At 70.9% G+C, this 11,957-nt stretch carries 9 protein-coding genes; 5 read left to right on the top strand and 4 right to left on the bottom strand.

Features of this window, described 5'->3' with window-relative positions:
- Positions 1–77: 77 nt before the first annotated feature.
- A complete protein-coding gene (locus ACFU9P_RS13885; RefSeq protein WP_384079929.1) occupies positions 78–1,790 on the bottom strand; it encodes a hypothetical protein in 1,713 nt (570 codons plus the stop codon).
- Positions 1,791–2,318: 528 nt separating this feature from the next.
- Here ACFU9P_RS13885 and ACFU9P_RS13880 point away from each other — a divergent pair.
- Positions 2,319–3,101: a polysaccharide deacetylase family protein gene (locus ACFU9P_RS13880; RefSeq protein WP_384079927.1), complete on the top strand. Its 783-nt coding sequence runs from the start codon at positions 2,319–2,321 to the stop codon at positions 3,099–3,101.
- 102 nt (positions 3,102–3,203) lie between these two features.
- On the opposite strand, the gene ACFU9P_RS13875 is transcribed toward ACFU9P_RS13880, so the two are convergent.
- Positions 3,204–3,932, bottom strand: coding sequence for a TetR/AcrR family transcriptional regulator (locus ACFU9P_RS13875; RefSeq protein WP_376386666.1), 729 nt, complete (start codon positions 3,930–3,932; stop codon positions 3,204–3,206).
- A gap of 64 nt (positions 3,933–3,996) precedes the next feature.
- Here ACFU9P_RS13875 and ACFU9P_RS13870 point away from each other — a divergent pair, with 64 nt between their 5' ends.
- From ACFU9P_RS13870 to ACFU9P_RS13855, 4 genes are all read left to right on the top strand, one after another.
- Positions 3,997–5,124 carry an ATP-binding cassette domain-containing protein gene (locus ACFU9P_RS13870; protein ID WP_384079923.1) on the top strand — a complete coding sequence of 376 codons (1,128 nt, stop codon included), beginning with the start codon at positions 3,997–3,999 and terminating at the stop codon, positions 5,122–5,124.
- Positions 5,121–5,903, top strand: a complete 783-nt coding sequence (locus tag ACFU9P_RS13865; protein WP_384079920.1) for an ABC transporter permease — start codon at positions 5,121–5,123, stop codon at positions 5,901–5,903. Before ACFU9P_RS13870 ends, ACFU9P_RS13865 begins: the two co-directional genes overlap by 4 nt.
- Before the next feature lie 339 nt (positions 5,904–6,242).
- The gene (locus ACFU9P_RS13860; RefSeq protein ID WP_384079918.1) at positions 6,243–7,007 is read left to right on the top strand and encodes a class I SAM-dependent methyltransferase; all 765 of its coding nucleotides are present in this window, start codon (positions 6,243–6,245) and stop codon (positions 7,005–7,007) included.
- A 305-nt stretch (positions 7,008–7,312) separates the two neighbouring features.
- Positions 7,313–8,029 (top strand): hypothetical protein, encoded by a 717-nt coding sequence (locus ACFU9P_RS13855; protein WP_384079915.1) that lies wholly within the window; start codon positions 7,313–7,315, stop codon positions 8,027–8,029.
- A gap of 68 nt (positions 8,030–8,097) precedes the next feature.
- On the opposite strand, the gene ACFU9P_RS13850 is transcribed toward ACFU9P_RS13855, so the two are convergent.
- Complete coding sequence (locus ACFU9P_RS13850) at positions 8,098–8,739, bottom strand: response regulator transcription factor (protein WP_384079912.1); 642 nt, start codon at positions 8,737–8,739, stop codon at positions 8,098–8,100.
- Positions 8,740–8,967: 228 nt separating this feature from the next.
- Entirely contained in the window at positions 8,968–11,889 is a 2,922-nt protein-coding gene (locus ACFU9P_RS13845; protein ID WP_384079909.1) for an AAA family ATPase, read from the bottom strand.
- Positions 11,890–11,957: the final 68 nt, after the last annotated feature.

Here is an 11,957-nt window from a genome sequence, read left to right as displayed (position 1 = left end):
GCAGGCGTTCACCGCCTGCCCCGTCTGGCACGTTCGTGGGCCTGTTGGCCCGGCTGACCGACGTGCCCTCCTGCCCGTCAGGTGGGGATGGGCTGGGTCTGCGTGCAGTTCTTCCACTCCACCCAGGGGCGGGCGCCGCCGCTCCGGGGGCCGGTGGCGTAGGTGGGGTCGCCGGTGATGGTCTGTGTTTTGCTCTCGTGGGTGATGTCGATGCCGAAGAGCTTGAAGCCGAGACTCACCTGTCCGGCGGAGATGCCGAAGCCGATGCCGAGTGAGGCGTTCCACCAGTCCGTGTTGGCCTTGTAGTCGAGCCGGGTCAGCTTGCCCTTGTCGTGCAGCAGGCGTTCGATCGGCCCCGCGTCGTCGCCCAGCGCCTCGGCGGCGTCCGACGGGGTGGGCAGCGGGTTGCCGGCAGGGCCGTCGCCGCGCCCGCGCAGCCAGTCCTCTACGGCGGTGCTGTCCGCGTCGTTGTCGAGCGTGACCTCGGCCGACTCGGTGTGGATCTGAGACTCGATGGTGCCGCCACCGCCACCGACATCGATCGTCACGGGACCGGCGTTGGCTCCCGCGCCGGCCTGGATACCGGGTCCGTCCCCGGACTCCTGGCTGGTGGTGATCACCAGCTTCTGCGGGTGGTGCGGGTCGCCGTTCTTCTCCTCCTCGTCGTAGACCGCCGCGTCGTAGGTGACCGCCACCTGCTGCATCCTGCTGCCCTTGGCCTGTGCCACCCCGCCGGCCGTGCCGCTGACGGTGAAGGTGTAGACGAACGTGATCTTCCCGGCGTCCGGGCCTGTCTTGGCGCGCATGACCACCACGTCCTCGGTCATCGCACCCGAGAGCCCCTCGAAGGAGATGCTGCCGAGGTCCTTGGGACCGTCGGCGCCCTTGCCGTCCTTGCCGCCCTGGGTGTCCTTGCCGCTCTTGCCGTTGCCCTTGAAGGTCTTGCCGAAGCTCACTCCGCCGGCCAACTCAGTGGTGGTCTTGGTGATGTCGACGTCCGGCGCCAACTCAGGATCGAGGTCGGGTTTCCTGGAGGCCGCGTCCTGCTGGCAGGCTCCCATGTTCGCCCCGGGGTTGTAGCCGGCCTGGTAGCGGCAGCCCTCGTTCTGTCTGAGGTACGCGGCGAACTTCTGCGCGTCCGCGAGGTTGGCCTCCAGGTCCGCCTGGGGGTTGCCGGTCTTGTTCCCGTTGAACAGCCACTGCCCGCCACTGCCGCTGCCCGACATGTAGCTACCGCTCAGCGAGGCGCTGCCGCCCCAGTCCTTCAGGCCGGGAATCCCCGCGGAGATGCTCGCCGTGACCCCGCCCGAGGTCTCGTTGACCCGCTCCAGAGTGACCGTTCCGTCGGACCACTGCTGGAGCTTGACCGTCTCCGAACTGCTGATCTTGATGAAGGCCACCTGGATGACGACGGTGTCCTTGGTCTGGTCCTGGGACAGCAGACACTTCGCGGGCTCGAACGGGTCGCCGTTGGGAACGAAGGGATCGCCGGGACCCCCGCCTCCGCCGTCGCCTCCGTCGCCGTCCCCGTCGTCCGCGTAGTCACCGGAGGCGCACGCTTCGGCGCCGCTCAGCGGGTGAAGTATTCGGCACACGGCGCTCTTCAGCCCTGTCGCCTCGTCAGCGGGCACGCTCAGGCCGACGATCGCGGCGACGACCAGGGACACGACCCCGACCATCGCGGCGTACTCGGCCCCGCTCTGCCCTCTGTCTCCAGGCCCGCCGAGCCGTCGGCCTTTCCGTTCATTGTTGTGCTCATGCCACAATTGGAACCTGTCGGACCCCTTCATCTGTTCTCCTCGCCGACGTCACCACCCGTTCCCCCAAGTGACAGCAGCGTAAGGATGGGCGTGGGCCCAAACGCAGGGCCCACGGACCCAGTCGAGGGCCCAGGGCGTGTATTCAAAGTCCCGTCTGCCCGGCGACGCCTGGCATGCACGCTCGCCGCGTTGTCGGGATCATCCAGGTACGTCCAGTACGAGGATGACCCTCCGCCTTGCGATCGCACGCACCAGACGCCGCCGGGCCCGCCCTGCGGGCGGACGACGCTACTTTGAAGACACGCCCTGGCCGCCGACGGGCGCGGCCGATCCGGTACCGGACCTCCTCGCCAGAAGTGGCCGTCCGGGGCGCGCTCACCCGCCTGCTTGACGCACGCCGGACGGAGACCCGCCCCCTCATCCGTCGCGGAACTCCTGCGTTTGTCGCCGCCCTCCTGTGTATTCGTCCGTGATCGGTAACAGGGGGATCTTGTACGGGCGTTCGCATGTCCTCATGGGTGCACGGCATCGGCGGAGACAGCGAAGGGGTGGTCGGACATGGCACGGCACAAGGGAAGGGGATGGCACGGACGGCTTCTCGCGGCGGCGCTCGGGGTGACAGTGCTGGCCGCCGCCACCTCGGTGTGGACCGCGCAGGCCGACCCCGCCGGAGGGCGCCTCCCGCAGGCGCGTGTCTCAGCGCCGGACGACCGGCCCCAGGACCGGACAGTGGCCAAGGTGGCGGCGGACATCGCGCACGCCTCGGACCGCGGCGCCCAGGGCGTCAACATCACCATCGACGACGGACCGGACCCGGTCTGGACGCCGCAGGTGCTGCAACTGCTGGAGGACAACGGTACGAAGGCCACGTTCTGCATGGTGGGCACGCAGGCCCAGGCGTACCCGGACCTGGTCAAGGCGGTCGTGGCGGCCGGCCACCGGCTGTGCAACCACACGGTCTCGCACGACACCACCATGGACACCCGGTCCGAGGCCTACCAGTCCCAGCAGATCCTGGACGCCGAGCGCATGATCACCAAGGCGTCCGGAGGTGTCCGGCCGCAGTATTACCGGGCCCCGGGCGGTGCTTTCACCCCGTACAGCCGGCAGCTCGCCGCGTCCCGGGGGATGCGGCCGCTCGGCTGGAACGTCGATTCCAGAGACTTCGAGCGTCCCGGCGTGGACACCATGGTCGCCACCGTCAAGCGGGAGATCTCCGACGGCCCGACCGTCCTCTTCCACGACGCGGGAGGGGATCGCTCCCAGACCGTGGCCGCTCTGCGCCAGGTGCTGCCCTGGCTGAAGCAGCAGGGATACGCCTTCGGCTTCCCCGTGCGGTGAACGAGCCTCGCCCGTACCGGCATTCGGACCCGGACTCTTGGCACCAGCAGACAGAGCAGACAGAGCAAGTAGAGGGGACGGGGCGGACAGGGCGGACAGGGCCTAGGGCTTCTCCGGGCGCCGAGTGGTGAAACTGTCCAGGACGCGCGCGAGCGCCCGGTCGAAGACGGCGTCCAGATCGATCGGCCCCGAGTCCTCCGCGAACGCCGCAGCCAGCCGGGGATAGCGGCCGGAGGCGATCTCTCGCCCCATATAGGCGATGCGTACGGCATGCTCCTGCTCCGCGGACCAGGGCAGGGACTTGGCGCGCTCGGCGGTCTGCAGCTCATTGGCGACATAGGTGGTCACGACGCCGTTGACCATCGCCACCAGCTCCATCTTCTCGCCGTAGGGCGCGTCGAGAGCGTCCAGGCAGGCCAGGCTGTATTCGAGATACCGCATCGCGTTCGGACTGAATCCGTAGACCGCCGACATCAGCCGCGCCATCCAGGGGTGCGCCCGCATCATCGCGCGGGCCCGGTGCGCGAGGGCGGTCAGATCGGCCCGCCAGTCCCCGGACGGCTTCTCGGGCAGGTCGTACTCACCGGCGACCCGGTCGGCCATCAGCTCGTACAGATCCTCCTTGCGCGGCACGTAGTTGTACAGCGACATCGTGCCGCATCCCAGTTCGGCGGCGACATGACGCATGGTCACGGCGTCGATGCCGCCCGCATCGGCGACACGGACGGCCGCCGCCGCGATATCGGCGCGGCTGAACGCCGGCTTGGGGCCGCGGCCTGACCGCTCCGGGCGTGCCCAGATCACTTGGGGTTCAGCAGGTCGCCCCGCCATCGATCATCACCTCGTCCACCATCTTAGTTACGTACAACGTACGTAGTGGGGTACGGTGGGCCGCATGACAACTACGTACGACGTACTTAGTGAAGGTCTGGAGAAGCGGTACGGCGCCGGCCGGGTGCATGCCCTGCGCGGGCTGGATCTCGCCGTCGCCGAGGGCACCGTCTGCGGGGTGCTCGGACCGAACGGCGCGGGCAAGACCACCGCCGTACGCATCCTGACCACCCTCACCACGCCCGACGCCGGCACCGCCCTGGTCGCCGGACATGATGTGATCCGCGATCCGGGCGCGGTGCGCCGGTCGATCGGCGTGACCGGTCAGGACGCCTCCGTGGACGGCGAGTTGACCGGCCGTGAGAACCTCCGGCTCTTTGCCCGGCTGCTCCGTATCAGAGGCGCCGCGGGCCGGGCCCGCGCCGATGAGCTGCTGGAGCGCTTCGAGCTGACGGACGCCGCCGACCGGGCGGTACGGACCTACTCGGGCGGGATGCGGCGGCGGCTGGATCTGGCCGTCGGTCTGCTGACCCGGCCCCGCGTGCTCTTCCTCGACGAGCCGACCACCGGACTCGATCCGCACAGCAGGAACCAGATCTGGCACGCCGTACGCGAACTCGCCGACCGGGGCACCACCGTTCTGCTGACCACGCAGTATCTGGAGGAGGCCGACCGGCTGGCCGACGACATCGTGCTGATCGACCGGGGCCGTGCCGCCCATCAGGGCAGTCCGGCCGGGTTGAAGTCGCTGATCGGCTCGTACGCGGAGGTGGTGCTCGCCGGGGAGACGGCGGGGCGGATCGCCGAGGAGGCGCTCATCACGGCCGCGGGCGTGCTCGACCGGCTGACCGGTGCGGAGCCCGTGCTCGACCGGGAGCGCCGTACGGCGGGAGCCGTGGCGACGGACCCGGCGCTGACCCTGCCGAGGCTCGTCAGGGAACTGGACGCGGCGGGTGTGCCGGTGGCCGACGCGAGTCTGCGCCCGCCGACTCTCGACGAGGTCTTCCTGCGACTGACCGGCCGTGCCATCGACCACGCCCCGGACCGGCGGGCGGACGGGGACAGGGACGGGGACCGGGCCACCGGTCCGGCCACCGGCCCGGCCGTCGGCCGCGGCTCGGACCGCGGTGCGGCCACCCGTCACCGCGGAAGTGCGGACACCCGTCACCACGGAGAGGAGCACGCGGCATGAGCGCCGTCGTGTACGAGACCGGGACCGTCCTCGGACGTCATCTCCAGCGGATCAGGCACGCGCCGGGCGTGGTGATCCTCACCCAGACCATGCCGGTCAACATGCTGCTCTTCTTCGGCTATGTCTTCGGCAGCGCGCTGGCGACGCCCGGCGAGCAGTACCGCGCTTTTCTGGTGCCGGGACTGCTCGCCTCGACGGCCGCGGGCGGCATCATGACCGGGATGTTCCAGGCCGCACAGGACGTACAGCGCGGAGTCATGGACCGGTTCAGGACGATGCCGATGAGCAGGATCGCCGTACCGCTCGGACAGACCGCCGCGGATCTGCTCACCACGGCCGTCGGGATGGTGCCCCTGATTCTGGTGGGGCTCGCGGTGGGCTGGCGGATCGACGGCTCGGTGCCCGGCGCGCTCGGCGCCTTCGGGCTGCTGCTGCTCTTCCGCTTCGCGGCCAACTGGCTCGGCACCTGCCTCGGACTGCTCATCCGGAACGAGGAGGTGGCCGGTCAACTGGGCGCCGCGACCTTCGTGCTGCCGTTGCTCTCGAACGCGTACATCCCCACGGCCGGGTTGCCCGACTGGTTGCGCACGGTCGCCGAGTGGAACCCGATCAGCGCGCTCGCCACAGCCGTCCGCGTTCTCTGCGGCGATACCGCGCCGCCGCCGGGCGCCGCCTGGCCGGTGGCGCATCCGGTGACTGGATCGGTGCTCTGGTCGCTGTTGCTGCTCGTGCTGTTCGTACCGCTCGCCGTACGGCGGTACGCCGACAGCCGGGAGTGAGCGACGGAACGGGCAACGCGGGAATGGGGCAGCGGCCGGGTGCCGGGTCGAGGGCGGTGGCAGCGGCCGGTGGACCTCGGTGCGGTCGATCCCGACGAGAACGCGTCCGAGGCCCGGGTGCTCCGCGACCTGCCGCGGAGCACCCGATCCCCCGCGCGGACAGCGCACGCACGCCCCTTCGAGAGAGCCCCGCCGACGACCGCTCCCGGGACGGCCTGACCGGCAGACCCGTGCCGGATAGGGGCGCCGGGATCAACGGCGCGCTTCGCCGCACCTGCTTGGCGCCGTAACCCGAAAAGCAGTGGCCGCGCGGGCTCGGGGCCGCATACGTTCGCCTCCATGGTTGACGCAGCTTTCGGGCATCCGCGCCTCGCCGCCGTCTACGACCTGCTCGATCCGGACCGCGGCGATCTAGACGCGTATCTCGCGATGGCGGAGGAGTTCGGCGCGCGGTCCGTGCTGGACATCGGGTGCGGTACGGGCGTGTTCGCGCTGCTGCTCGCCGAGCGCGGGATCACGGTCACCGGGATCGATCCCGCGCGGGCGTCCGTCGACGTCGCGCGTGGCAAGCCGGGCGCGGAGCGGGTGCGCTGGCTCGACGGCGACGCCGGGGACCTGCCGCCGATGCGGATCGACCTGGTGACGATGACCGGGAATGTCGCCCAGGCGATCGCCGGTCCGCAGGCGTGGCGTACGACGCTGCGCGGCGCGTACGGGGCGCTGCGGCCCGGTGGGCGGCTTGTCTTCGAGACGCGCGATCCGGCGCGGCGCGTGTGGGAGGAGTGGGCGCAGTGGACGCGCGAGACCACGTACCGCATGACGGACATCCCGGGCGTCGGCCACGTCGAGACCTGGGCCGAGCTGACGGATGTGAGCCTGCCGTTGGTGAGCTTCCGGGGTACGCATGTGTTCGCTGCGGACGGGGACGTACTGATCTCGGAGTCGACACTTCGTTTCCGTGAACGTACGGAGATCGAGCGGGACTTGCACGAGCACGGCTTCGTCGTCGAGGACGTACGCGACGCACCCGACCGGCCGGGCATGGAGTTCGTGTTCGTGGCACGGCGCGGTACCGCGGAGCCCGTCCCTCCCGGAACGCCCTAGGGAGCGTGCACACCACACAGCGCCGGGTTGCGAGCCCTGTTTGCCCTTGATGAGGAGCGGCGGCGCGGTGGGCTCAGATGAGGTTTTCTCCTGTGTCCTGGTGGTCCGCCTCTTCTCCTTCCGGGGCGAGGGGGTCCGCGCCGCAGGTCGGCCAGAAAGCCCCGGCGCTGCGATGACGTCGTCGTCTCCTGCGGCCCACCACCGACCGCCCGACCGGCGCGCGGCCTGCCAAGGTGGGCCGCGTACCACACCACACGACCGCGCACCGAGCACCCAGCACGGACCGCACCGCACAAGGGGACCCCATGGGCAAACAGCGCATCACCGTCTGTCTGCCGCCCGTCAGCCCCGACGGGCTGAAGCAGGCGATCGGGGAGGCGATGGCTCCCTTCTGGTACGACCGCGAGGACCGCCCCCACCCGGACTGGGTGGGAGAGTGGAGCTACTGGTTCGTCTCCGGCGCCGGCTGTCTCTTCGACGTACTGCCCGGCCACGAGGACGACCCCCGGCTCGTACGGTACGACGACTGGACCGATCCCCCCGAGGACCTGCCGCCCTCCCGCTGCCACGGCGGCCCGCGCGGCGTCCTCGACCTTGACACGCCCCGCGCCGCCGAGGCCCGCTGGGCGGCCGGCACCTGGACGGCGTACCACGCCTTCGCCGACCGCTACCCGCCCGCGCTCCCCTTCCACCACTTCGCCGAGCGGGTCAGGGCCCTGGAGCCCGAACACGCCAGGGAGGCGGCCGTGGCCGCCTTCCGTGAACAGCCCCTGATCCAGGCGATCGAGGCCGACCCCGCCCTTGAGGAGCGGTTCACCTCCGATCCCGTCCTCCACTTCGACGAGGACCTGGAGACCTACGTGGCCCGCCATGTGGCCGCCGTGCTGTCCACCCCCGCCCTGCTCACCCTCGACGGGCGGTGGGTGGAGGGCGGGGGCCCCGACTACGAGCGGATGTTCAACGCCTGCCTGGACGGCCTGCCCGGCGACACGATGGTGGTGCGGGTGCTCTGTCACTCGTGACGGACCAGTACTGGCGACGTTCGTATGGAGCGGGTGACGAGAAGCGAACTCGCGCTCCGGTGGGTGGATCAGATGAGGCCGGCGCGTATGGCGTAGGAGACGGCGTGGGCGCGGTTGCGCAGCCGCATGCGCTTCATCAGGCCGTAGAGGATGTATTTGACGGTGCGTTCGGAGTAGGACAGCTTCGTCGCGATCTCGTAGAGTTCCTTGCCCTCGGCGACCAGGCGCAGTACGTCCACCTCTCGCGGGCTGACCCCGGACGCCGTCAGACCCCGTGGGGCGAGGACCTCCCGTTGGGTCCATCTGACTTGTTCCATCAGGGTGCCCTGGAGGGTGGGCGGGAGGCTTCCACCGCCGTCCGCGATGGTGAGCAGGGTCTGGATGAAGGCCGCCGGGCTGAAGGAGTCGTGCCACAGTACGGCGCGGACCCCGCGGTCGACCGCGGTCGAGACGTCGGCCTGCCATTGCTTTCCCACCACCATGGCGAAGCGTGCGTCGGGCTTGTCGCTCAGGCTGCCCAGCAGGTCCAGGGAGGAGGCGTCGGCGACGTCCACGGCGACCACGATGACGTCGGTTTCCTGGACCTTGCCCGGTGGGACCTCGCGGGTGCGGCGGTCGTTCTGAAGGCAGCTCACCAGCCCTGCGCGGACGATGGCGTCAGGCGAGTGAATGGCCACGCGCACCGTGTCCGTGAGTGCCTGTTGAGGCATTTGCCCTCTCCATCTCGGACTCAAGTGGTTCATGCGCTTCAGGAGGCGATCGTGCCACGGGCGGTTGCGCCGATCCGCTGTCATGGGGCGCTGGTCCGTTAAGGGCAGGGAAATCTGTCACCAGTGGGCCCGGCCACGGGGAATGTGCCAAGGAGGGAAACGTGGTCCGGGCGGCCCGGGCGGCCCGGCGTGCGGCTCTGCGAGGCCGAGGCGAGGGGCGGTCGGCGGTCATCCGCGGGTCAGCGGACCGCCGGCAAGCACGGCTGTCGCGACCTCGGTGCGGGATCGCATACCGGTGCGTGCGAACAACCGGGACAGGCGGTTCGCGACCGCGTCCTCGCTGAGCCGCAGTACGTTGGCGATCTGGCGGTTGGTGAGGCCCTCGGCGAGCAGGGTGGCCAGCAGGTGCTCGTTCTCCGTCGTGGCCTGCTTGCGGCCGGGCACGACCAGCCCGGTCTCACGCATCGCGGCCCTGGTGCGGAAGCGCCACAGCGCGGCACCGGTCTCGCCGAACAGTTCGTACGCCTCGTGCAGCAGCGTCGCCGGGCCGACGTTCGCGCGCGCGGCGGCTCCGAGCGTCACCGCCGTTTCGAACATCTGGCCGCGTTCGCGGGACAGTTCGACGGCTTCGAGCAGATGCCTGCGGGAGTCCGCGAGTTCCGGCCCCAGGACTCGGACGGACGTCAGCAGGTACAGCAGCCGTGTCCGTCCGCTGTTCATCCGCTCGGCCAGTCCCTCAAGGCGCTCCAGGCAGGCCACCGCTTCACGGGTGTGTCCCGCTTCCGTGTGCACCTCGGCGAGAGAGGCCCACAGCTCGTCGGTGCCGTAGACGGATCCGCGGTCATCCGCCGCGCTCAGCCCCCGCCGCAATGTCTCCTCGGCTCGGCCGAGGTCGCCGACGGACCGCAGTACCTCGGCGTCGGTGTGATCCAGGACGTGTTCGAGAGGCCCGTTCGCCTGCCCGCGCGCGCTGCTGATCAGGCGGCCCGCGCTGGTGACGCGACCCCTCGCGAGGAGAACGGCTGCCGTTCGGGCGGGAAGCAGATGGTGCCCGGGGACCACGTTCAGCACCCCGCCGTCGACCAGGAGCCGACGTGCCAGGGGGAGCGCCTCGTCCCACCGGCCCTCAAGGTGCCGCAGGAGGAACTGGCTACAGGGGGGAAGCAGTTCCGCCGACAGCCCTCGGGCGGCCAGCAGGGCCCTTGCCCGTTGCAGGTCTCCGGTGCCGAGCAGCATGTCGAGTTGGGCAATGACCATCGCGAACGCCTTGCTGTGCGGCACGTCCGGCACCTCCGGCATCGTCAGTACGCGCGTGAAGCGATCCGGTCGGCCCAGCACGAACTCCGCGACTCCGCCGAACAGTTCCAGCAACGCGTGGCTCTCAGAGGTGGTCTGCCATATCGGCTCGGTCTGCGAGAGCAGGGCCAGTGCTTCCTGCCATTTCTCCAACTGCCACAGTGCCTGGACACGGCCGGACACGGTGGCCACGGCGGGCAGCGGCAGTCCTTCCCACCAGGACGCGGCGCCCATCCGGGACAGCGCCGTCCAGTCCTTCTCGGCGCCTGCCGACGCCACCAGCAGGGTGGCTGCTTCGTAGAGGGTCAGCGGGTCGAGGCCCTCGGCCGGGGCGGACACGATCCGCTCGACCGCTGTCCGGGCTGTGCGGTAGTCACCGCAACCGTGTGCGGCCTGACCGCATCGCAGTACCGCCAGGTCGCGGGCGGACGGCTCCTCGATGAGGCGCACGGCCCCCAGGTACCACCGCAGCATCCCCCGGCGGTCGACGTCGGGGTACAGCGCTCTCGCGGCTGTGGTCAGTTCCGCCACCGCGCGTTCGGGGTCGACCAGGATTCCCGCGTCGGCGATCCGGTCCGGAAGATACGTCTCCGCGTCCGCCTCGTCGAGGATCGCCGCTGCCGGTGAGTCGTGTGGGGCCCCGGTGGCCGCCGTTCCCCCGCCCGCCCACAGCGCTCCCACCGCGGCGGCGGACAGGCGGCCGCGCTCCAGTGGCCCCAGCCGCTCCCGGACGGTGTGTGCCATCAGCGGTACGCGGAACGTCCACCCCCGGCACGCGGCTCCGTCCTGCCCGGGCAGTTCGTCCACGACGCCCGCGTCCACCAGACTGCGGATGCTGTGGCCGACAGCCGCGGGGGACAGCCCGGTTGATGCCGCGAGCAGCGCCGCGGCCGGCCGGCCGAGCGGCCACAGGACGCTCAGCGCCGAGGCCACCGTCCAGCAGGGCTCGCCCAGCGACCGCAGGGCCACGACGTACCTGTCGCCGTCCGGCAGCACCGGCGCCGGTGTTCCGACGCCCAGGAAGGCGTGCCCGTCGGCCATGCGTATCGCGTCCCGTTCCGCCCACTCGAAGAGCAGGGCGTCGACTGCCCCGGGAATCCCACGGCTCAGCCCGTGGACCCGCCGTACCAGGCCGGCGTCGGGCACCGCCCGCAGCCGCCGCGCCACCAGGGCGGTGACATCCTCCGGTCCGAGGCGCGGCAGAACGATCGTATGCACCGCCCGGTTGCGGGCCAGCCGTTCCACGGCCCGGCCGGTCCGGGCGGACCCGGGAGGTCGGGACGTACTGTCCGACGTGGTGTGCCGCACCGCCGTGACCAGCAGCCGAGTGCCGGGCAGGACCCGCTCGAAGTCGACTCTGCCGAGCAGGGCGAGGGATTCGGGATCGGCATGCTGGGCGTCGTCGACGACCACGGCCGTGGGCGTCGGCTGCGCCAGAGCGGCGGCGAGCGCTTCGGCCATCGCCGCACTGTCGCCCTCCTTCACCGCGGGCAGCGCCGCCACCGCCGGCTTATGTGCCGGCCGATGCCTCGCCGCGGCGGTCCGGTGCTCCTCCAGAGCCATGACCAGTCGCAGTGCCAGGAGCAGAGGACGCTCGGCGTCATCGGGAACGCAGGCCACAGGCAGGACCGTGACCCCTTCGGCACGCAGCCGCTCGGCGGCGGCGCGTATGAACGCGCTGCGCCCGACGCCCCGTTCCCCCCGGACGAGCACCAGGCCCGGCCCGGTCGGATCGCGGAGGCTGCCGTCGACTTCCTCCGACTCGCTCTCCCGGCCGAGCAGGCCCTCGCCCGTTCCGTGGAAACGCGCGGACGTGCCGCCGAAGACCAACTCGGTGTCTCTCCGGGCAGCCACTGACTCCACCGTATCCTCGATCGACACACGTACCTGGCGGGCGGGCGCCCGCTTCGGGCCGACCCGGC

The sequence above is a fragment of the Streptomyces sp. NPDC057617 genome, from assembly GCF_042800555.1.
In the GTDB taxonomy this organism is placed as follows: Bacteria; Actinomycetota; Actinomycetes; order Streptomycetales; family Streptomycetaceae; genus Streptomyces.
This window is presented reverse-complemented; position numbering and strand designations above follow the sequence as displayed.

Bases quoted from the DNA above. Each gene is read 5' to 3' on its own strand.
- ACFU9P_RS13865 (WP_384079920.1), top strand. From the start codon at position 5,121: ATGAGCGCCGTCGTGTACGAGACCGGGACCGTCCTCGGACGTCATCTC.
- ACFU9P_RS13875 (WP_376386666.1), bottom strand. From the start codon at position 3,932: ATGGCGGGGCGACCTGCTGAACCCCAAGTGATCTGGGCACGCCCGGAG.
- ACFU9P_RS13885 (WP_384079929.1), bottom strand. From the start codon at position 1,790: ATGAAGGGGTCCGACAGGTTCCAATTGTGGCATGAGCACAACAATGAA.
- ACFU9P_RS13870 (WP_384079923.1), top strand. From the start codon at position 3,997: ATGACAACTACGTACGACGTACTTAGTGAAGGTCTGGAGAAGCGGTAC.
- ACFU9P_RS13880 (WP_384079927.1), top strand. From the start codon at position 2,319: ATGGCACGGCACAAGGGAAGGGGATGGCACGGACGGCTTCTCGCGGCG.
- ACFU9P_RS13860 (WP_384079918.1), top strand. From the start codon at position 6,243: ATGGTTGACGCAGCTTTCGGGCATCCGCGCCTCGCCGCCGTCTACGAC.
- ACFU9P_RS13850 (WP_384079912.1), bottom strand. From the start codon at position 8,739: ATGCCTCAACAGGCACTCACGGACACGGTGCGCGTGGCCATTCACTCG.
- ACFU9P_RS13855 (WP_384079915.1), top strand. From the start codon at position 7,313: ATGGGCAAACAGCGCATCACCGTCTGTCTGCCGCCCGTCAGCCCCGAC.